The 21,455-nt window shown below is 53.2% G+C and carries 20 protein-coding genes; 11 read left to right on the forward strand and 9 right to left on the reverse strand.

Going from position 1 to position 21,455, the window contains the following annotated elements; all coding sequences use genetic code 11:
* Positions 1-118: 118 nt before the first annotated feature.
* On the forward strand, positions 119-457 hold the full coding sequence (gene ytxJ / locus KJW29_RS22525) for a bacillithiol system redox-active protein YtxJ (protein WP_214626285.1): 339 nt from the start codon (positions 119-121) through the stop codon (positions 455-457).
* 155 nt (positions 458-612) lie between these two features.
* On the opposite strand, the gene KJW29_RS22530 is transcribed toward ytxJ, so the two are convergent.
* The gene (locus KJW29_RS22530; RefSeq protein ID WP_246608337.1) at positions 613-1,719 is read right to left on the reverse strand and encodes an RNA polymerase sigma factor; all 1,107 of its coding nucleotides are present in this window, start codon (positions 1,717-1,719) and stop codon (positions 613-615) included.
* Positions 1,720-2,172: 453 nt separating this feature from the next.
* On the opposite strand from KJW29_RS22530, the gene KJW29_RS22535 reads away from it, so the two are divergent.
* The gene (locus KJW29_RS22535; protein ID WP_214626286.1) at positions 2,173-3,414 is read left to right on the forward strand and encodes an S-layer homology domain-containing protein; all 1,242 of its coding nucleotides are present in this window, start codon (positions 2,173-2,175) and stop codon (positions 3,412-3,414) included.
* Between the two features lie 73 nt (positions 3,415-3,487).
* Here KJW29_RS22535 and KJW29_RS22540 read toward each other — a convergent pair whose 3' ends face one another.
* Positions 3,488-4,285: a YheC/YheD family protein gene (locus KJW29_RS22540; protein ID WP_214626287.1), complete on the reverse strand. Its 798-nt coding sequence runs from the start codon at positions 4,283-4,285 to the stop codon at positions 3,488-3,490.
* A gap of 232 nt (positions 4,286-4,517) precedes the next feature.
* Here KJW29_RS22540 and KJW29_RS22545 point away from each other — a divergent pair, with 232 nt between their 5' ends.
* The 5 genes from KJW29_RS22545 to KJW29_RS22565 all read left to right on the forward strand — a co-directional run bounded on the left by KJW29_RS22545 (position 4,518) and on the right by KJW29_RS22565 (position 9,442).
* Positions 4,518-5,852, forward strand: a complete 1,335-nt coding sequence (locus tag KJW29_RS22545) for a phenylacetate--CoA ligase family protein (protein WP_214626288.1) — start codon at positions 4,518-4,520, stop codon at positions 5,850-5,852.
* Between the two features lie 59 nt (positions 5,853-5,911).
* On the forward strand, positions 5,912-6,853 hold the full coding sequence (gene sbnA, locus KJW29_RS22550; protein ID WP_343222628.1) for a 2,3-diaminopropionate biosynthesis protein SbnA: 942 nt from the start codon (positions 5,912-5,914) through the stop codon (positions 6,851-6,853).
* A 38-nt stretch (positions 6,854-6,891) separates the two neighbouring features.
* The gene (locus KJW29_RS22555) at positions 6,892-7,968 is read left to right on the forward strand and encodes a 2,3-diaminopropionate biosynthesis protein SbnB (protein ID WP_214626290.1); all 1,077 of its coding nucleotides are present in this window, start codon (positions 6,892-6,894) and stop codon (positions 7,966-7,968) included.
* Between the two features lie 123 nt (positions 7,969-8,091).
* Complete coding sequence (locus tag KJW29_RS22560) at positions 8,092-8,550, forward strand: MarR family winged helix-turn-helix transcriptional regulator (protein WP_214626291.1); 459 nt, start codon at positions 8,092-8,094, stop codon at positions 8,548-8,550.
* Positions 8,551-8,704: 154 nt separating this feature from the next.
* Positions 8,705-9,442 carry a peptidylprolyl isomerase gene (locus KJW29_RS22565; RefSeq protein ID WP_246608338.1) on the forward strand — a complete coding sequence of 246 codons (738 nt, stop codon included), beginning with the start codon at positions 8,705-8,707 and terminating at the stop codon, positions 9,440-9,442.
* A 110-nt stretch (positions 9,443-9,552) separates the two neighbouring features.
* Here the strand turns inward: KJW29_RS22565 and KJW29_RS22570 are convergent, their stop codons facing one another.
* The 3 genes from KJW29_RS22570 to KJW29_RS22580 form a co-directional block, all read right to left on the reverse strand.
* On the reverse strand, positions 9,553-10,317 hold the full coding sequence (locus tag KJW29_RS22570; protein ID WP_246608339.1) for a protein-glutamine gamma-glutamyltransferase: 765 nt from the start codon (positions 10,315-10,317) through the stop codon (positions 9,553-9,555).
* A 616-nt stretch (positions 10,318-10,933) separates the two neighbouring features.
* Complete coding sequence (locus KJW29_RS22575; protein ID WP_214626292.1) at positions 10,934-11,737, reverse strand: Cof-type HAD-IIB family hydrolase; 804 nt, start codon at positions 11,735-11,737, stop codon at positions 10,934-10,936.
* An 84-nt stretch (positions 11,738-11,821) separates the two neighbouring features.
* Entirely contained in the window at positions 11,822-12,271 is a 450-nt protein-coding gene (locus KJW29_RS22580) for an SRPBCC family protein (protein WP_087567322.1), read from the reverse strand.
* Positions 12,272-12,385: 114 nt separating this feature from the next.
* Between KJW29_RS22580 and KJW29_RS22585 the strand changes: the two genes are divergently transcribed.
* Both KJW29_RS22585 and KJW29_RS22590 read left to right on the forward strand, forming a co-directional pair.
* Positions 12,386-13,207 (forward strand): helix-turn-helix domain-containing protein, encoded by an 822-nt coding sequence (locus tag KJW29_RS22585; RefSeq protein ID WP_214626293.1) that lies wholly within the window; start codon positions 12,386-12,388, stop codon positions 13,205-13,207.
* Between the two features lie 195 nt (positions 13,208-13,402).
* On the forward strand, positions 13,403-14,248 hold the full coding sequence (locus KJW29_RS22590; RefSeq protein WP_214626294.1) for a hypothetical protein: 846 nt from the start codon (positions 13,403-13,405) through the stop codon (positions 14,246-14,248).
* Between the two features lie 633 nt (positions 14,249-14,881).
* On the opposite strand, the gene KJW29_RS22595 is transcribed toward KJW29_RS22590, so the two are convergent.
* Positions 14,882-15,280, reverse strand: coding sequence for a hypothetical protein (locus KJW29_RS22595; protein ID WP_108994054.1), 399 nt, complete (start codon positions 15,278-15,280; stop codon positions 14,882-14,884).
* A gap of 200 nt (positions 15,281-15,480) precedes the next feature.
* On the opposite strand from KJW29_RS22595, the gene KJW29_RS22600 reads away from it, so the two are divergent.
* Positions 15,481-15,822 carry a winged helix-turn-helix transcriptional regulator gene (locus KJW29_RS22600; protein ID WP_187102231.1) on the forward strand — a complete coding sequence of 114 codons (342 nt, stop codon included), beginning with the start codon at positions 15,481-15,483 and terminating at the stop codon, positions 15,820-15,822.
* Between the two features lie 440 nt (positions 15,823-16,262).
* Positions 16,263-17,549: a GTPase HflX gene (gene hflX / locus KJW29_RS22605; protein ID WP_214626295.1), complete on the forward strand. Its 1,287-nt coding sequence runs from the start codon at positions 16,263-16,265 to the stop codon at positions 17,547-17,549.
* A gap of 56 nt (positions 17,550-17,605) precedes the next feature.
* On the opposite strand, the gene KJW29_RS22610 is transcribed toward hflX, so the two are convergent.
* The 3 genes from KJW29_RS22610 to KJW29_RS22620 all read right to left on the reverse strand — a co-directional run bounded on the left by KJW29_RS22610 (position 17,606) and on the right by KJW29_RS22620 (position 21,367).
* Positions 17,606-18,868, reverse strand: a complete 1,263-nt coding sequence (locus KJW29_RS22610) for an ATP-binding protein (RefSeq protein ID WP_214626296.1) — start codon at positions 18,866-18,868, stop codon at positions 17,606-17,608.
* Between the two features lie 197 nt (positions 18,869-19,065).
* Positions 19,066-20,700, reverse strand: a complete 1,635-nt coding sequence (locus KJW29_RS22615) for a sensor domain-containing diguanylate cyclase (protein ID WP_214626297.1) — start codon at positions 20,698-20,700, stop codon at positions 19,066-19,068.
* Positions 20,701-20,854: 154 nt separating this feature from the next.
* Entirely contained in the window at positions 20,855-21,367 is a 513-nt protein-coding gene (locus KJW29_RS22620; protein WP_214626298.1) for a hypothetical protein, read from the reverse strand.
* Positions 21,368-21,455 lie beyond the last annotated feature (88 nt).

Here is a 21,455-nt window from a genome sequence, read left to right on the forward strand (position 1 = left end):
AATCGTTCAATGGATTCATATTAACACGGATGAATTGTTTTCGCAACAGCGGTATAATAATGGCAGGCCCCAGGCCGACATCACTCATTCTTCATGAGATATAAGGAGCGAATCCACGATGACATACCGGGAAATTACTTCGCAAGAACAATGGTCGGAGGCTCTCCAGCAATCGGACAACCGTCCGCTGGTCGTCTTCAAGCACAGCACGACATGCCCTGTTAGCGCCAATGCTCACGAGGAATTCAGCCAATATTTAAATGGAACGCCGCGCGAGGATATCGATTACGTACTCGTAAAAGTGATTGAGTCCCGTCCCGTATCGAACAAGATCGCCGAGGATACGGGCGTGAAACATGAATCGCCGCAAATCATCTATATCGACAAAGGCGCCAAAGTATGGACGGCCTCCCATTGGTCCGTGACCAGAGCGCATATTAGCGCCGTATTGGATTAAAAAGGCGAATCGGCTGTCGCCGCCTCTGGCGGCGCGGAGGATTTCATTCTGAGAAGTATAGATCCGGTATGGAGAGGTTTATACTTATCCGTATGTAAACAAGAAGCTTCCATACCATAGCTCTGTGGATGGAAGCTTCTTTAATATATACTTTTTTAAGATGCAGCTTTCTTCAAATGAGTTACCCATTGCCCATGCAGTTCCGACTCTGAGCATCCTAAAGCCTCGTTGAATTGCTCCGCATCGCGAACCAGACGATTTAATGCATCCATCCCATAACGATCCACAATGAATTGCACGATCAAATAGGTGAACTGAAAGCCCTTCATCTCCTCGAAGCGGAACGAATCCTCATTGAGTTCGCGAAACGTGGGCACAATCCCCCGGACAATGGTATCCTTGACGCTATCGATAATAAAATCTGGCGACATCTGCTTGGATTCGTAACCACCGACGCCTTGGCAGATCCACTTGGGAGCCGACGCGTTGATATCCTTTACAAGCCACATGGCGTATAAGTGGACCGTCGATTGAAGAATCGAATGGTAAGAATGCGCCGGTCCAGGATTGAGCGGCGAAACGATCTTAAGAGTGTTGCCTTCAAAGGTTCCCATGAACCAATCCGGCGCGCCCGGCTCGCCCGTGGCCTGATGGAAGGCCGGAAGATCGGGATAAATTTCGATCACGACCTTCTCCGACGGCCGATGCTTAAACTTCTTTACAAGTTCTTCCACGCTGCCCTTCAGCTTGCCGAACAAATCCCGATATACGTGCTCCATCTCCTCGGAGTTAGCCGCATTGCCGTTCGCGTCTACAATGTCCACCATATCTTGAATCGTCCTCACGGCGATGTCCCCCCATTCTTTTAATTCTTTCCTGAGCTTCTGCAGCCCGCGATACAGCCTGTTCTTAACCGAGCTTTCGCGCATGCCCGATATGACGGCGATCTCCGCCAACGTGCATCCGACAAAGAAACGTAAAGAGATCATATGCCGATCCCGCTCATCCAGCTTCTCCAGCGCAGAGCCGATATCGATACGGATATCGACATGCCTGGCGTAATCGAGTCCGATCGAATGACCGGCGCAGGTTTCCATGTCTACAGACTGCTCCTTGTTGCGGGACGAGCTGCGATATTCGTTTTTAATTACGTTCTGGGCGATCTTGAAAATCCACGTAAACAAACTCGAGTTCCCTTTGAACGTATGCCGCCTCTCCATCGCTCTCAGGAAGATGTATTGCAGCAAGTCGTCTACCTTCATGGGATGCACCTTCATCGCCAAGTATGCGAATTGCCGGCCGATATTGCCGATAGGCTTCTTCGAATGATTCGTTTGTGGCCTGTTCACCCGGATAAACAGGGCCGTTGTCTTGAGCTCTCGACATCGGAAGCTTCACCTCCTGACCTTACAACTCATTAGACACCGCCGCACGGCAAAAAGCCACAAGTCCAAAAAACTTTTTATGCGTCCCTTCCATTTAGAATGCCTTTTCGCCTACATAACGAGAACCAGATAAGCATGATGAACTACCTTCGATCAGGGCCAATCGATGCACCCCCTGCCCTATTACCGCCATTTGCCACATGCCAAAAGACTTTGCCGCCCGCGCTAGAACGATCCCCAAGGTTGCATCAAACTGCCCATTCTAAATAACGAATGGATATGGTTAGCTATTTATTGTCGGATAATATCGAAATAGGGGGATTAATCTCTATGAAACGAGTTCTACATTTATGGGTCGGCCTTATACTTCTAGCCGCCGCCGCTCTCCCGCAATCCGCTTATGCAAGCGCGGCAGCGACCACCGCCGCCTTCAACGATATCGGGAACCACTGGGCCAAAGATACGATTCAAGCCATGGTTTCGAGAGGCGTGCTGGACGGTTACCCTGACGGTTCTTTCCGGCCGGAGGAGCCCGTGCAGGTCGACCAATTCGTAAAAATGCTCATTCTGTCCTACTCGGAGCTCCATCAGAACGGGTCGCGCAGCTGGAAGACCAACTTCCTGAACACGCTGAGTCCGGAGAATCAGGCGATCATAAAACAGGACTATCGGTACTTCAGCTTCAAACCAAACACGGTCGGCTACTGGGCCAAGGATTTTATCGATATCGCAAGCGACCTGCATTTTCTGAACAAAAGCCGTTATACCGACTTCCAGGGTGATATGACCCGGGAGAACGTGGCCGAAGTTCTTTATTACACGCTTCAAGAAACGGAGTTTCTGGAGGACGGCTTGTTCGGGCAAAAGATGGCTCAATCCTACGGCGATATCACTAGCGCAACGGAGAGAGAGCAGCGCTTTATCGCGGAAGCATTGGTTAAGGGCATTATGGAGGGGTATCCTAATGGATTTTTTGGCGTCGGGAACAAGGTGACGCGCGCGCAAGCGCTGGTTATTCTGAACCGCTTGACGGATAAGGAGAGCCGCATTAAAATCGCCGTCTCGCCGGACAAGCTGGAGCGTCTCGTACCTACTCAGGCTGGCGGCGACAAAATCGTCATCTTCCCGGATAAACGGATGTGGGATATGTACGATGCGCTTGCCGCGATCGGTCAGTTGCGCGGAGCGAATTACGATCTGTTCGACACGACGCTGAGACTTTACAAGGATCAATCGGAGAAGGAGCAAGTGCAGAATCGTCCCTCCGGGTCGGCCGCTTTTCAGGAGGAAGCCGCGATCTGGCTTGATCCCGCCTACAATACATTCGGCATTACGATTCGGCTTAGAGACGGCTCTCTGGCCCGTAATCAGGAGGTTGTGGAGCAGTTCGCGAACGGATTGTTCGGCTATAACGCATATGCCTTCAAGGAGTTGTTCGCCTCCGTCTGCGACAAATTAAGCCGTGGCGAGGCCGTGACTAGCACGTACAGCCAGATTGGCGGAGACGCCGTCAACGTATTGGTCGATAACTCTGCAAAGACGGTTATTTTTACGGTCGCGGCCAAAAAGTGATTAAAACTCCTGAAACGCCTCCTCCCCCGCATACTGCGGAAGGGAAGAGGCGTTTTGTGTTTTCAGATGATGACTAGAGCACCGTCCTGGCTTTGTTGCAATTTAGCCTATAGGTCACGCCGTATTGCCTGCCATAATGAATAATGCGTCGAATCATCGTCTGGTCCTGCAGAATGGCGAAAGGACAATGATCCGGCGTCGTGTTCACCTCCAGAATCCACGGCCGAAGCTGACTGTCGATCGCGATGTCCAGCCCGATCTCGACCAGCCCCGGATAACGCCTCCGCAGCTGCCTGATCGTTTGAATGCCGATACGCTCCAAATGGGCGATCATCGCATCCTTCTGCCCCGAACCGACATGGGGCTGGAGCACCTGTTCAGCGGGCAGGATAGTTCCGCCTTGGCTCCCGTTTGTAACGATTTTGCCGGGATAGGAGACTCGCGCCACCGTTCCCGTCGCTTCGAAGCCCCCGCTTGGCGACTTCTGCACGACGACGCGCAGATCGAAGGCTCTGCCCTCGTATTTTAATAGATGGATGCCTCGCTGCACGAGATACGACTTGCCGGCAATATCCCTCTTTATGGCGAGATAGCAGGCATCGAAGCTGCCGAAGCTGCGCCGATTGCTGCCCAATTGGTAGGCATACCCGCCTCCCGCCTCCCGTTCGACTCTCATAACGCCTCTCCCAAGCGAGCCGCGAACCGGCTTTACATAGACCATGCCGTAAGCTTCCAGCATAGATCGCAGCGTGTATTGGCTGAACCGCCGGGTTTGCGGAATATAGAGGCGCAGGCCCTTGTCCCCTAGCAGCACATTCGTTTTCGCCCATTTGTCGGAGATGCGGTGTCTTCTCTTTTTGCCCGATTTCACACTAGTAAGGCCTCCTTTATCGTACTTAAGAGTTCAAAAGTGCGCTTTTCAGTATCGACTTCATGCGGTTGTCTCTGGGAATCTTTCTTTTATTAGTATACGCAGCAGTTGCGGACGTGCCTTAGGCCGCTGTCGTCATACCCGAACATTCCGCCGCGGGACACATATGCTTTAAGAGGATGACTCGCACTTTAAGGGGAGCCCTTAGTCCATCACGAGGAGTGTGCGCGGCATGTCCTTGCATCCAAGCGCGCTGACGGCGCATGTCCATCTTATTGCACGATTGCACCCATGGTATGGGAAGCTTCTGGAGGAAAAGCGCAGTTCGGAACGCGGTCACCTTGACTACGCCGATAACAGGGAGAAGACGCTTCTTTCGCTGAACGAGCTGCCCCTTCTGAACGCCGATCTATTGGCAAGGCATTATTATGCGGAACCGCCGCGATCCGAAGCCGGCTTATCTGTCTACCGCACCTCCGGCACTTCGAGCGGCATACGCAAGTCGATCTATTATTCACCCGAAGATGATCTTCATTATATAGCCGCGAAACAAACGAGCTTCGAAGCATGGTTGAACGCGAAAGAGAAGCCGATGACCGCTGACGGAGAATCGATAGAGACCGCTTCGCATTCAATAGTTCCTAAGTACGGTCCGATCCGGCGGGCCCTGGCCGATCTGGGCACAGGTCATGCGGCAAGCACGGCGCTGAGCATCTTCTCGAGTATGGGTATGGAGGGCGAGGCCATCTCCTTCTCTGCCCCCATAGAAGAACATGTAGCGAAGCTAAGAACCTATCGACCGGAGCTGCTGTATACGATGCCCTCCCTTCTGGAGAGCATAGCCGATGCCTGGCCGAAAGATGAACCGTTTCCCGTGCGGAAGATCATCCTTGTCGGCGAGATCGCCTCCCGGGAATGGCAGGCCAATATGGCGGCCCGATTATGCCTGACCCCTCCCGATCTGCTCGATACGTACGGCTCCATCGAGGTCGGAGCCATTGCCGCCTATTCGCATGAGCGAAACAGGTATGTTCTCTCGGAAGGCATGTGGGGCGAGGGGCTGACTGTACAGGAACTGGGAGAGAGCTTCGAGCCGTTGGCGGACAACGAGCGGGTGCTGGTCCTCACATCGCCGAGCAGGCTGATGTTCCCGGTCGTTCGATTCGTTACTTACGACGTCGTACGCGACTTCGAGGTCACCCTGATCGACGGCGTTCCGCGGGGCACCTTCACCGGCATATCGAAGCGCATCGGCTCCGAGCTGAAGCACGGGGAGAAGATCAGCCTGTACGACATCGAGGCGGCCGTCCACCTTGTATTAACGGACGCGGCCGTGCGCGTAGCCGTAAACGGCAATCGTCTCATGCTCCATATTCGAAGCGACCAATTGGCGGAACACCCGGAGAAGCTCCGGCATGTGCGGAACGAGGTCGAGCAACGCATACCGGATATCGGCATGATGATTCGCGGCGGCTTGCTGAAAGGCATCGACGTCATACCGGTCGACGCTTTCCGCCAGCTTCCGGGTCACGGTTCGGTGAAAGGAAAAAAGATCTACCCCTCATGAACCCGGAATTCGACTGTTTAGAAGAAAGCGGCGGTGAGATAGGCATGGAGGATGGTTGGTTGAACGGAATTGGCGGCACGCCTCTAGTCCGCTTATCCCGATTGTTTCCCGAGCTGCGGGGCATACGGGTATTCGCCAAGCTGGAGCTGATGAATCCGACGGGCAGCGCCAAGGATCGCCCTGCTCTTCGCATTCTGAAAAATGCTCTGCGGGAAGGGCTCATCGGTCCGAATACGGTTATTGTGGAATCCAGCTCCGGCAATATGGCGATCAGCATGGCGGCCATATGCAGGCGGCTCGGACTTCGTTTCGTCTGCGTCATTGACCCCCGCACCTCAAAAACGAACAGGACTATTATGCAAGCTTACGGAGCGGAGGTGTCCTACGTGGAAGAGCCCGATCCCGCCACGGGGGAGTATCTCCCCGCCCGCCTTGCCCGCGTGCAGGAGATGCTGGCCGCCCATCCCGACAGCTTCTGGCCTAATCAGTATGGGAACCCCAATAACTATTTGGCCCACAGCGAAGGCACGATGCCCGAGATCATTCGCGAGCTCGGCAAGGTCGATTATGTGATCGGCGGCGTCAGCACTTGCGGCACGATGCTGGGCTGCGCCGACTACATTCGCCGAAATGGGCTGGCCGCGAAGATCGTCGCCGTCGATGCCGCGGGCAGCGTCATTCTTGGCGGGGAGAAGGGACCGCGCCTCTTCCCCGGACTTGGCGCGGGCATCGTTCCCCCGTTTGCGGCGAACTCCTTTACGGACCTGGCCGTATACGTAACCGATAAGGAAATGGCTCTGGCATGCCGGCAGCTTGCCGCAACGGAGGCCATCCTTGCCGGCCCCTCCTCCGGAGCGGTGCTTGCTGCCCTGCGCTCGATATGGGATGAGTTGCCTGACGGCAGCACTTGTGCCGTTATTATGCACGATCGCGGAGAGCGTTACATGGATACGGTGTTTAACGACGAGTGGATGGCTGCCGCTTTTGGCGAGCCGGGTTGAGAGAAGAACGGAACGAACAGGGAGGAAGTTTTTGCGCCATGATTTATTACGGAGATGAGCAGCTCAGAGATATCGGCGAGCCGTGGCGGGAGCTGGTCGACCGGATTCAAGAGACGGTACGCATTATGGACAGAGGCGGCGGCGTTCAGCCGCTCAAGCCATACCTGCGCTACGGCAACCCGGATAATCGCATTATCGCGATGCCCGCCTATGTTGGCGGGACGGTCGCCGCGGCGGGTCTGAAATGGATCGCCAGCTTCCCCGGCAACATTAATGCCGGATTGCCTCGAGCGCATAGCGTCACCATACTAAACGAAGCTTCTACGGGAGAGCCGCGCGCAATCGTCAATTCCTCGCGAGTGAGCGCCGTCAGAACCGCGGCCGTCAGCGGACTGATGCTAAGAGAGTGGCTTCGTCATCGCTTGCTCGACAATCGCCGTGATGAAGCCGAAGAAGGGCTCCGCATCGGCATTATCGGACTGGGACCTATCGGGCGAATGCATCTGGCCATGATGTTAGCCTTATTTGGCGAGCATATCGATCAAGTTATGTTGTACGACGTTCGTGGCATTAGTCCTGAGGAAGTCATTCCGCACAGCTTTGGCAAACGCGCAGGCGCCGGACCAACGCTGACATTCGGAGATCCGACCGAACAATCGAAGCCTCTCCGCATCAGGCAGCTCCGTAAGGACATACCGATTCGGTTCGCCGGAAACTGGCAGGAGTTATATCGCTCTTGCAACGTCATTCTGACATGCACGGTTAGCCCCGTGCGTTATATCGACATCCCCCCGGCGCCCGGCAGTCTGCTGCTCGACATCTCGCTCAGGGATTACGGATTGGACGCTATACGCGGCATTCGTTCCATCGTGGTCGACGATTGGGCGGAGGTATGTCGTGAAAACACCGATATCGAGCTGCTTCACCGGGAGACCGGACTGACAGCAGAAGATGTCATATCCCTTGGAGATATTGTATGCCGGGACGCGATCTCCTCTCTCCGTTCGGAGGAACCCGTGCTGTTTTGCCCCATGGGCATGGCCGCTTTTGACGTGGCGATCGCCGACTGGTATGTCCGCAAGGGAGAAGAATTAGGGATAGGCGTCAAGCTTTAAGCGCCTCACCTTCACCGGCCTCTCCCCTCCTCGAACTTGACACCTCCAGGCTGCAACACTATATTAAATTTAATGCAATTTAATTGAAAATTTTATCGAAGTTGCCGTCTTGGAGGAGAAACGATGCATCCCATTGAACATATGAAGCTGGATAATCAGATCTGCTTCGCGATCTATGCGAGCTCCCGAGAAATTACAAAGCTGTATCGCCCGCTGCTGCAAAACCTTGGACTCACCTATACGCAATACGTGACGATGCTCGCGCTATGGGAAAAGGACAATGCCACCGTCAGCGAGCTCGGAACCAAGCTGTACCTGGACTCCGGCACGCTCACTCCGCTGCTAAAGAAGCTGGAGGCCGCGGGCCTCGTCAAGCGTACGCGCGACAAGAAAGACGAACGAAGCGTCCTCGTTACGTTGACACCGGATGGCGAAGCGCTTAGGGAGAAGGCCATCGATATTCCCGAACAGCTGGCCTGCAAGCTGGACGCAACGCCGGAGGAAGGCGCCATGCTGCTGGGGCAGATGCAGGAGCTGCTGGACCGCGTGAAACGTTATTCCGCTCAGCCAGGCGAGGGGTAGGAGCGCGGGTGCAGTACAGGTGCAGCGTACCTGATTCGCCTTTTACGATTCGGCGGACAAGCTCTCCGCCATCATTCGCAATCCTGGATTCCGCTGTGTTAATATGGAAGCTGGACACATGCATAAGAGGTTATAAGGAGGGTAATAAACGTCAATGAAAGCAATGAAACGGCATTATCGGCACCCGCTTCTGCTCGCGGTTCTTGCCGTATTCTTGATCGTGGCAGCCGGCTGCGGCGTCGATCAAGGCAAGCAGAACAACAGCCAAGGCTCCGGCGGCGGACAAGCTACGGCATCACCGTCCCCGTCGCCATCCCCTTCTCCTACGGAAGCCCCGGCAGAAGAAGAGGGGCCCGAGCTCCTCGGCCCGGAGAAACATCCCGAGGTCACGATTGAGCTCAGCAACGACAAGCTGATCAAGATCGAGCTTTATCCGGAGGTCGCTCCGAATTCGGTCAACAACTTTATCTCGCTCGTGCAGTCGGGATACTATGACGGCCTGATCTTCCATCGCGTCATTCCCGGCTTCATGATTCAGGGCGGCGATCCGGATGGCAACGGCATGGGCGGTCCCGGCTATTCCATCCCCGGCGAATTCAGCGAAAACGGCTTCGAGAACAAGCTGAAGCATACGCGCGGCGTTCTCTCCATGGCACGTACTAATGCGCCGGATTCCGCAGGCTCCCAATTCTTTATCATGGTCGAGGACGCTCCGTCGCTGGACAACCTGTATGCCTCGTTCGGCAAGGTGATCGAAGGCATCGAGGCGGCAGACGAGATCGTGGCGCAGGATCGGGACGACAACGACAAACCCCTAGAACCTATCTCCATGAAGAAAGTAACCGTCGATCTTAAAGGCATGACCTTTGATCCGCCTGTTAAGACGGAATAAGCGCAAGATCCCATTAAGCTCGGGTACAAAGAGGGCATCGCTGCTCAGCCGCTGGCTGTTGCGATGCCCTCTTTGCTTATGGTCGGAAATCTCTTGTAATCCACCAGCCGCTACAAAGCAGCAGCTTCTTCTTCCCGATAGACAAGCTGCCTCACGAACTCGAAGTCCGGCGTAATAATAAGATTGTCCAGATAAGCAGACGTCATGCTGCCCGGCATTCTGGCGCGGTTAAGCTTCTCGATAATTTCACCTGCGGAACCGATTCCGATCCCGTGGCCGAAAAACAGGTTATCGTCGAGCTTGATGGCGTTCTCGCCCTGCCACTCCGGCGTAGAACGGTCGTAATCGGGATTTTTGAAATACATCGTATCTCCGTGGTACGTCTCGTTCAAATTGTAAGTGGCGTTTAGCCTGAGATCGTGGTCCGTCTCCCAACTGATCAGATACAGGTTGCGGAAGTGCCGATTGAACGCGGCTTCGCCGATCGCATCCAGCACTGCCTTATACAGAATGATAATAATGGCGCCTGCGCACTCGAAGGCATATAGATGCCCATTTTCAAAAATATCGTTCACCGCGTCGGATGGCAGAACGTTGGGCCGCAGCAAGAAACCGCCCTGGGGCGTACGAATCCAATACTGCTCATTGCTGCGGGAATTGCTAAATGACGCGAAGCTTACCCCGCTTGCATACATCGCTTTGGCCGCTTCCACGATGTGAGACCTCATCTTAAGCTCGAAGATCAGAGAATCCAGACTTGGATAGCTGTACAACATCGGACTTGCCATCTTCCTCGTCAAAGTTTTCCTCTCCAGCATCGTCAGCAGCCGCGGCGGTATTGCGCCCGGGTTGCTTCCGTCCGTAATTACGATCACGTTATACCCCCCAAACCAGTAATATGGATTAGGTTATAGTACGTGAGCCCGCCCGGATTGGTGAACTTTTTGACTTATAGAACGGCAGATAGCTGCCCAACTTAAATAAATGATTAAACTGGATACGAAAGGACCAAAAAAGCCATCAACATCTCTCATGTCTGTGGTCTTCGCTCGCTCTTCTCTCAAATAAGAGGAAAAACGCCCTCTAATGTCCCGGTCTCCTCCCTCGCTTGCACTTTAGAGGGAAATCCTCCCTCTAATCCCGAACGAATCGTTGTCTTTGGGCATAATCGCCCCGATTAGAGGGAGCTTTTCCCTCTATGCCAAACCGATCGCCTGATTTGTTCAGATTAAGAGGAGCTTTTCCCTCTGTTTTCCGATTCGGTGTACGATTTCCGTGCGATATACGATTTTTCCGATGCGGTAGACGATTGTCCTCTCCTCGCGGCGTCCTTTCTATTGGACGCCATCGTTTCATCGGAACTTGTGGAGCGAGTATGGAGCTAATAGGAGCAAATGAGGAACAGTGCGTACAAGCTGTCGGCCATGCCGACAAACTCGCCCGATTTGGCTGCTTTTGACTACGGATCCATTGATCTACCTTACCGAAAATTTATTTTATTGGAACGGCAACGCCCTCGGAACGCAGCAATCCCGCCTCGATCAAGCCGTTGCGAATGCCATGCTCGTCCACATGCGACGTCACGAAATTCGCGTAAGGCAGCAATTCCGGATGGGAATTGCCCATCGCGACGCCGAAGCCGACATACTCCAGCATTTCCTTATCGTTAAGCCCGTCTCCGAATGCGACGGCATCGGCCGCCGTCAGTCCCAGCTTCTCCAGAAGAGCCGCTACGCCTTGCGCCTTGGAGCCGCCAGCCGGCAGTACATCCATCGCGGCGCGATGCCAGCGGATCAACGTAAAATCATCCTTCAACGCTTCATACAGATGTTCTTCGTGGCTCTCGCAATGCAGGAACACCTGGAAGATGTCGTCCGTATGCCAGAAGGCCGGGTTAAACGACGGCAAGTCCACCTTAAGCGATAGAACCGCTTCCTCAATAAACGGATGGTTCTCGCGATCGCTGCAGAAAGCCGTCTCTCCCTCGAATACCAGTCCATGATCATGCGCGGCGGCAAGCTCCACCAGGCGGCCCAGCTCCCGCTTGCCGATCTCTCGGCGATATAGAGGCTGCCCCTTGTAGACGACGTAACCTCCGTTTAGGGTGACAAAGGATTCGATGCCCAGCTTCTCCGCCAGCGGTTTGATGAAGTAAGGCGCGCGGCCCGTCGCGATAACCGGCTCCACGCCCTGTTCCTTAAGCTCGCGGATCGCCAGCACCGTATCCTCCGGTATTTCCTTTTGCTCGTTCACCAGCGTGCCGTCGATGTCAAAAAATACGATTTTGTAGCTCATGGTCCCATTCTCCTATCCGTTATCTCTATCGTTTTTATAGCTAACTCTAGTATAAGGAATGGGAGAAGGTTCGGCTACCCTTACCTACCAGCCAAAGTTTAACGTCTTGCCCGTCTCGGCATAACTCTTAAGGTTGCTGACCACGACGGCCCAATTGTCCTCGGAGCGCTCGAAGCTGGGATGGTTTTCGGTGAATTGATCATTGACCAGCGTGAGCTTCGTCGTCTCCCCTACCGCCTCCAGCGTATAGGTAATGCGCGAGGTCAACTCGGCATGGTTCTCGTAGTAGGACGGTCCCGGATGTTCGATAACGGACATCATCCGGCCTGGATCGATATCGATGATTTCGCCGTATACGTGAACGGTCTCCTCCCCGTCATTGCCTGGGCCAACATAAGCGAACTTGCTTCCCGGCGTCAGCTCGGACTGGAATAGGCAATCGAAGAAGATGGCGCGGGTTCCCTCCGGGCCGATCAGCGTATCCCAAACCTTTTCCGGCGTTGCTCCAATATAAGAGATAAATTTATGCTGCATGTACATACACTCTCCTTTTTTGATCATGGATTGTAACCTCTCCCTGCCAGTATAATAGAGACATCTCATCCCGTATTGTAAAAAAGCGTCAGCCGTGTAAAGGAGAGATTTCGCATGTCGTCTTCCCCGTCCCAGACCGCGAGCATGGGCATTTTGCAAGCGCCGGAAGCGTTCAACAAATTCCGTCTGCGCCGTTTCGCTCCATCCGAGGCTCTTGCGCCGTTCGTGATGCATCATTGGATCGTCGAATGGGATCTGCCGGAGGACGAAGTATTCCTCCAGGACAATATCCCGAATCCTTGCGTTAATCTAGTCGCAGAATTTGCAGGCAGCGCGGTCTACGGCGTCTCCAGCCGCAAATATACGAAACGGTTGTCCGGCAAAGAGCGCGCGTACGGCGTTAAGTTCCGGCCGGGCGGCTTCTACCCCTTCGCAGGCAAACCGCTCTCCGAATTGACCGATGGCTCCATGACCTTCGCCGAAGCATTTGGCATGGACAACGACAGTATGAATGCGAAATTGACGGAAGCACTCCGATCGGATCAGCCGGCGGAGACGCTTATTGCCCTCACGGAAACGATGTTAATGAGCTGCCTGCCCCATCCCGATGAGACGGTTGATCGGCTAGTCGACATCATTCGTTTCATTCAGAGCGACCGTACCGTCTCCAGCGTCGAGCAGTTGACCCGGACCTTCGATATCGGGGTGCGCACGCTGCAGAGACTGTTCAGCAAATATGTCGGAGTCAGCCCCAAGTGGGTCATCCAGCTCTACCGGCTGCAAAATGCCGCGGAGACGCTCGACGCCGGATACAAAGGGAGCTGGGCGTCGCTCGGCGCCGAGCTGGGCTTCTACGATCAGTCCCACTTCATCCGATCGTTCAAGGCGATGATCGGCAAAACGCCGGAGGAATACGCTGCCGGCCACTTACTGTAAAGGCCGTATACTAGAGCGTGCGTTCGCCTTCGGTATTGACCGCTCTCGCCTCATAAGGTATAATCGGGACAAATACGGATCGGACAAGCGGGAAGCACCCGCAAGACAGACGAACAGCGTCTGCCTTGCGGGTGCTTTTTTTGTTGTTTTTGATTACTGCCCGACTGCTCCGACCGATTCTCAGGAGGTATGATTATGCGTATGCGTATCCGTAATCGAAGAATGAGCATGGGCATGACGATTGGCATGGCTGGGTTGGCGTTTCTGTTGTCACTGAACCTCTCCATGACGGCGTTCGCGGCGCCGTTCGAATTTACGCCCACCGCGAAGAAGGCCTTCGACAAGATGGTCTCGGCTGCATCCTCTTCCGTCTCCGCCTCGCTTAAGAAGCAATACGCCGAGCTGCAGACGCTGCAGCGCCAGGATCTGGACTGGGACTCGAAAATCAATGCGCTGCATTACAGGAACGAAGAGAACGATGGAAAGCTCCGAAAAGCCATTCGCGAGATCGACTCAGCCAAGATCAAAGCGTTGGAAAACGCGGCCGCTTCGCTCAAGAAGCAGCATGAGCCGTTGTTCAAGCTGTATGAAACCCAGAAGACGCAGCTTAGCCTCGCCCGCTCGTTCAAGAACAAAAATCTGACCTCCGCCCTGAGCGTCCAGGTCGAGATGACGAAGGCGGCCGTTCAAGCCGCGAAGAAGATGCAAAGCGACAAAAATGCAGAGCTCAAGAAGGCGAAGTCCGACGCCAATGCCAAGATGAAGCAGCTTCGCCGGATGTTGGACGAGAACGACGCGACAGAGTCGAAGATCAAAGCGGCCAAGGCCGCTGCCAGCACCTACAAGAAGATGTTCACGACGGAGGGCAAGGTGCTTGGGGGCGCCGTTCGCGGCGGCGATACAAACGGGACTGCTGCCTCCTTCACGCGTATGATCGCCCATCAGCGGCAAATCCTCGTCCAGAAGTACCTCATCCATTCATATGAGGAACGAATTGCCGCCGCCATCGCGAAGACCGAGACGAAGATGCGGAGCCTGTAGTCCGATTTGTATGAGACAAGAGTACCGTCACAAAATGAGGTTGGCAGCTGCTCTTTCTTTAAACGCCAGCAAAAACACCCCATAGGCGATACTAACGCCTATAGCTCCAAAAAGCAGGCGAACGAGCTGCTGTAGGCGTTAAAAACGCCGATGGACCGGAAAATTACTCTGATCAGCGTCCATAGGCGGTACTAACGCCTATAGCTCCAAAAAGCAGGCGAACGAGCTACTGTAGGCGTTATTAACGCCGATGGACCGGAAAGTTACTCTGATTAGCGTCCATAGGCGATACTAACGCCTATGGCTCCAAAAAGCAGGCGAACGAGCTACTGTAGGCGTTAAAAACGCCGATGGATCGGAAAGTTACTCTGATTAGCGTCCATAGGCGATACTAACGCCTATAGCTCCAAAAAGCAGGCGAACGAGCTGCTGTAGGCGTTATTAACGCCGATGGACCGGAAAGTTACTCTGATTAGCTTCCATAGGCGGTACTAACGCCTATAGGTCCAAAAAGCAGGCGAACGAGCTGCTGTAGGCGTTAAAATCGCCGATGGAGCTTCAAACGGCAGCAAAAAACACCCCATAGTCGCTATTAACGTCTATGGGGTGTTTTGCTGACTTTCCCCTATCTTACTACGTATGCGTGCTGCCGAACTTTCTCGACGCCCAGGCGATGAGCTCCACTAGAATGCCCAGTACGAAACCGGCGGCCGACAAAAACATGAAAGTGATAAATCCGACAAGATCGCCCCAGCCTGATGTATCCTGGCTCTTCACCGCCATAAATACAATGCCCGAGACAAATCCGATCGTAGAAAGCAGCCAAATCCATTTCGCGCCGAACCACCCCGCGGCCGCGACGACAAGCGATACGACAACGGCAAGCAGGACCAGCATAAAAGCGTTGCCCAAGTTCCATTCCTGACCAATAATGCCGAATCTGACCGCCAGCAGCGCTGCTCCCAGCAGTGCTGCAGACACACCTGCGATTCTCCACCATGTTGCATGACCGCTTTCGGGAAGCCAACGCATGGACGCACTCTCCTTATCTTCTCGTTCTGTTGTCTCGGTAACAATTATTCGTACTTACACCATTAGACGATACCCGAATCGCAAAGGTTTCGTGTCGCGATCTTCCCCGCGCCTGATAAATTAATGGAAGAATAAGAATCATCCCTCTTTTCTGTATGCGCCTTCAAGTCTATAATGATAACAAAGAGAGGATGAGCCTTATGGAACAGAAGCGTATGTGTGTCCGATTCGAGAAGGCGGTCGAGCTGCTGAGCAAACGCTGGGTTGCGCTTATCGTGTACAGTCTGCTGCCTGGTCCCAAAAGATTCTCCGACATCGAGCAGCATCTCCCCAATCTGAGCGGCAAGGTGTTGTCAGACCGGCTGAGAGAGCTTGAGCTCGAAGGCCTGATTCGCCGCGACGTTTATCCCGAGATGCCCGTGCGAATCGAATATTCGTTGACGGAGAAGGGCCATGCCTTATCTCCCTTGTTCAGCAGTATTACAGATTGGGCGCATCAGTGGGTTCACTTGGAGGATGAGGAGATTCAGGAGCCTCAATAAACGGTTATAAATGTTTAGTCGGTTGCTTCATGTTTCGTCCTTGTGCTACACTGTTCTCATTCCAAAGGAACGGAGGGTTTCGTGTGATAGATTACATCCGAGTCAGGTCTTTGCGCGGCTAATTGCAAAGTATATACCGCTCTGCCCATACGGCGGAGGACTCAGGACAGGTCTGTCTACATGAAGCTTTACTTCAACTGCAGCAGCCGAGACGCGGGAGCATGACCCCCGTCGGATTGGCCGTCTATTGCCGCACGGCTTGCTTTGGTGCAATCGCTTAAGGATTGGACCATCATCAAGTTCCGCGAGCGGCGGCGATCCCATGCTGTAGCGACGCCTTCCTATCTCCTCAGGTCGTATACCGTCAACACGGGCAGGCATGCCTGTGTTTTTTTGTACAAATATTAGGAAAGTATATGATTTCCGGAGGATGATGAATAATGACAGAACCAAACGAAACGAAACAAAAAGCGATTATCGTCGGCGTCCAGCTGAAGAACGGCGCCGACTTCGAATATGCCATGACGGAGCTCCGCAACCTGGCCGATGCCTGTTATATCGAAGTGGTGGATGAGCTCAGCCAGAAGGCCGACCGCATCAATCCAACCCATTACATCGGCACGGGCAAGATCCAGGAGCTGCGCGCTCTGATGGAAGCCCGCGAGTGCGAGCTGGTCGTCTTTAACGACGAGCTGTCCCCTTCCCAGATCCGCAATCTGGAAGCCGAGCTCGCTTGCACGGTCATCGACCGCACGATTCTGATTCTGGACATTTTCGCCGAACGCGCTAAAACCCGTGAGGCGCAGCTCCAGGTCGAAGTCGCGCGGCTGCAGTATTCTCTCCCGCGCCTCGTGGGCCTTCGCGCTTCTCTTGGCCGCCAGGGCGGCGGCTCCGGCCTGAAAAACAGAGGCGCAGGGGAGACAAAGCTCGAGCTCGACCGCAGGCGCATCGAGGAGCGGATCACCGCGCTGCAAGCCGAGCTGGAGAAGCTCGTGGCGACGCGCCAAAATCAGCGAAAAAAACGGAAGAAAAACGAAATGCCTGTCGTCTGTTTGGTCGGATATACGAATACCGGCAAATCCAGCCTTATGAACGCTCTTCTGGAGGCGTACGACCCCGACACGACGAAGCAGGTATTCGCCAAGGATATGCTCTTCGCTACGCTGGAGACATCGGTACGCAGCATCGAGCTGCCGGACAACAAGTCGTTCCTGCTTACGGATACCGTCGGCTTCGTCAGCCAGTTGCCCCATCACCTCATCAAAGCGTTCCGTTCCACGCTGGAGGAGGTAACGGAAGCCGATCTGCTCGTGCACGTCGTAGACTACGCGCACGAGGATTACGAGCAGCTCGTAACCGTCACTAACGAGACGTTGGGTGAGCTGGGCGCTGACGGCATCCCGACTGTCTACGCCTACAACAAATGCGATCTGACGGAGCATCCTTATCCCATGAGGTCCGGCAATTCGGTCTATATGTCGGTGAAGGAAGGCCAAGGGATCCAGGAGCTGATCGAAGTCGTTCGCTCCCATATTTTCGCCAATTACGTCAAGAAGGATATTCTTATCCCCTTTAATCAGGGAAAGCTCGTGTCTTACTTCAACGAGCATGCCCATGTCATGTCGACCAGTTACGAAGCCGAGGGCACGCGTATGCTGATCGAATGCAGCACAGCCGACTATGAACGTTTTAAGAACGACTTTGTCGAGGTGGACGCCGAGAGCTAAGCAAGATACGAATACCAAAAATCCGGAGAGGGCTTTTGCCCTTCCGGATTTTTTCGTTAAATTGATATATTTTGAAATTGCAGCACAAACGTCGTTCCTTTGCCGGGTTCGCTATCGATATGTATCATCCCGCCCATCTTCTTAACGATATTAAAGGATACCATCGTGCCAAGCCCCGTTCCCTTATCCTTGGTAGAATAATATGGCGTACCTAACCGTTTAACCTGGTCGGCGCTCATGCCGATACCCGTATCCGCAATCCGAATTACCGCCGTGCCGGCCTGCTTGCTAAGCTCGAGAGAAAGATCCCCGCCATTTGGCATCGCCTCAATGGCATTTTTGCCGATGTTAAGCAGCACCTGTCTAAACTTGTGCCTGTCACCCATGACGGCTAGCTTGCTCTCCTCATAATAGGAAACATGTAATCTGATATTGTTGAAGTTAGCGTAATTAAGAAGCAGATTGAACGTATAACCCAGCTCCGCATTAAGGTCAATCTCCTCGATCACCTCCAGATCATTGCGGGCGAGCGACAAATAATCGGAAATAATGCCTTCCGCCCGGTCAAGCTCCGCAAAGCAGATGGCCTTGTATTGCTCCTTCTTCTCGGGAGAAAGCTCCTTCGTGCCAAGCAATTGAATAAAACCCCGAACCGAGGTGAGTGGGTTGCGTATTTCATGCGCCACGGACGCGGCAATTTCGCTGACAATCTTCATCCGCTCCGTATTGACGACCTCGTCTTGAATGCGGCTGTATCGCCTCATAAATTCGATGATCAAGACTCCCATTACCAGAATAAAACTTTGGAACACATAGGTGGCAATAGTCTCCATCGAGTTGTTAGTCAACAGATAAAGTTGACCCTTCGTAAACAAATAGGTGGTGAATGTCACTAATTTAATGAGCGCGCATGCAAGCACGGCGATAACCGCCTTCATGCGAAGAGACGCAGCGTCGTACCTCTTCATCGCCAGCCACGCGATACAATAGGTGGGCAGCAGCGAAATTATGTACATCAGAATATCGGATATTCCCAACACGTACCTCGTGGCGATAATGACCCCGTACAGAAGCAGGGATACAACGGGACCTCCGTACAAGGTGCCGATTACGAGCGGTACGGAACGAAAGTCGTAAGAGATTCCGTTCATCATGACTGGGAAACACATCGTCGCCAGGATGGCTATGCAGCAAAGCAGGAACAAATAGGCGCGGTATGCGTTGACCCTGTCTCTGATTCTGTGCAAATAAGGGTATAATACGAAAGGAGATGAAATAATAAAAACGTTAAATAAAAACTCCTTTAGAAAGAGCAGCACGACGAAGTCTCCTTCACGAATCTCCGAATCTATATCCTGCCCTTAATATAGCATATTTGTCCAATTTGTTTTGAGATAATTTATATTCCATATTTGCCCATATTCAATTCGACTCGCAACAAAAAAAGAAGAAATCAGCATGCATATTGTGCACAGACTGAATTTCTTCCCCTATCAGACGTTTCCATGAAGACTTGTCATGCAGTGACGCTGCTGCGGGCAAACGTCAGCTGGTTTTTCCCTTTGCTCTTGGAGACGTAGAGCGCTTCGTCGGCATCCCGCAGCAGGCTTAACGGATCGCGATCGTCCTGCGGCCACATCGCGAGTCCGATGCTGCAGCTTACCCCCATTATCTTGCCATCAATCTCATACGGCTGCCGCACGGCCTCCAACACACTCGTCGCTACCGCCTCCGCCTCTTGTTCGGCATTCGCTCGGGACACGGACAGGATGAGGACGAATTCGTCTCCGCCCATACGGAACAAGTAATCGCCGCTCCGCGCATTTTTCCAAAGCCTGGCGGCAACCTCCTTTAGAAGCTCATCCCCGGCCGCATGGCCATGCGTATCGTTAATGCTCTTAAAGCCGTCGAGATCCATATAAACGAATGATAGCGAGCTGCCCTGCTCCTCCGCTTGCCTGACGGCACGCTGAACGATGACATCCATCGCGGACCGGTTAAGCAATCCCGTCAGCTTATCGTGATGAGCCTTGTCCTCCATTCGAACAAGCTGAGTCTCCGTCTCCGTCAGATCCGCGATCAGCGATCGTAGAGAACCTGACAGCAACTCGATGTCCTTAATCCCCTTCGAATAAGGAATTTCGGCATTCTCTCCTCTGCGGAGCTTGTTCGCCGCTTCGGCTATAAGCGACAGCGGCTTCGATACTTTGCGAGCGAGCAGCCAGCCTATAAGCGCGCATGCCACGGCCAGCGCGAGACCAAGCAAGGTCATGAACGCAATAAGCTCCTGCACGGGAGCGAAAGCCAGGTCCGCCGGCTGACGAACGACAATCCTCCAGCCTAGCCCGGGGTAATTGCCGTAACCCGAACTTTGAGCGAAGCCGGTCAAATATTTTTTCCCGTCCGGCCAACGTCGCACATCCCATTTGTTGTCCGTACTCAATGTTTCCAGATCAGTCAAATGAAGCAATTGTCCGATCATATCCTCGGGACCCGACAATACCGTATTATCCTTCTCCCTTAAGACAAACACCTCAAGCTCCTGCTTTCGGTCTCTATGATATGGAGCAAGCAGCGATTTCTGCAGCTCCTGCGACCATTCCCAGCTTAGTTGCGCCGCGAGTATGCCCGCAAACATTCCTTTGTTGTCGTATAAAGGCGTGCTGATATCGACGACCTTGAGCGGATCGCCTGACGGACTCGTCAACTGCTCGGCTAGCAGCACAGCTTCATGCACATCACCGATAAACGGCTTTTGGAGCGCCTCGAGAAAAACGGGACGTTTCTCGAAATTCACTCCGATCATAAGGTCTTTGGTCGCCGCCCTCACGTTGCCTTGCGCATCGAGCAGAGCTACCCAAGAGAACGCCGGAATGTTGTCCTGTAATTCGTTCAGCAGGCGGCCGACCTCCTTCAGATCCTCCTGCTCCTTCAGCGTGTTCAGCGTACTCAACAGCATGATCTCGTTATAACGCGACCACATGTAACGGTCCAGCTTATCGGTCATACCGTATGCCAGGGCTGCGACCTGTCCCCCAATTTCCTTCTCTAACACGGTTTTTGTCCGCTGTCCATATAACGTGGATACTGATGCAATAACAAGTAAAATAATAAGTGCAAACGATAATGCAAAATAAGTTCTCAGTTTCAAAGCCTGTCCTTCCCAATCTTGCGAAAAGATTGTCCATATTTGTCGAACAAGCAGTATTATAGACGAATTAATCAATGAATGGAAGGTTATTGCTACATATACGCTGGAGTTACAGCATGTAAATGCTTGTCCTGTAATACTATGTAAGTACGTTCTAAGTTTCGGTTATCTGGATTTCGAATGGCTCCGAAACAATTCGAAACGATTGCTTTCGGTCTCCATTCAGCTTCACATCAAATGTTGCCGTGGCCACCAGCGTGTACGTTCCCGGCTGTTCGATCTGAATGATTCGTTTGCCCGACTCGTAGATCTCCTTATCGGGATTGTACGTTTCATTGGGCTTCGCTATGCCGTTAATACCAATAGAATCGGTAACAAGCATCTCAATCTGGGGTTGATCGCGCTCATCGTAAATTTGCACATGGATAAGCGGGGAGGCGTGATAAACAGCCGCCGATCGATTCGTCAAATTGATCACCCCTGTCGTAATTTCGATATCTTCATTGGTTTTCCACGTCCTTGCATCCACCGTTTCAACCGTGGCGGCAAAGTCCGATTCCTCGAACATTTTGTCTTCCGGCTTCGTGCATGCGGTTGCCGTTATTATAAGCATCAGAATAACCACACCACTGATCAAACTTCTTTTCCCTTTGTACGAACCCCTCATTGCATGACCACCCTTCGTTCTTCTTACTATATTAGACCTCATGCATGATCCAAAAGTTGCTAAACTTTCAGCATCCCGTTTATGTCGC

Source organism: Paenibacillus agaridevorans (assembly GCF_018604145.1).
GTDB classification, from domain to species: Bacteria; Bacillota; Bacilli; order Paenibacillales; family Paenibacillaceae; genus Pristimantibacillus; species Pristimantibacillus agaridevorans.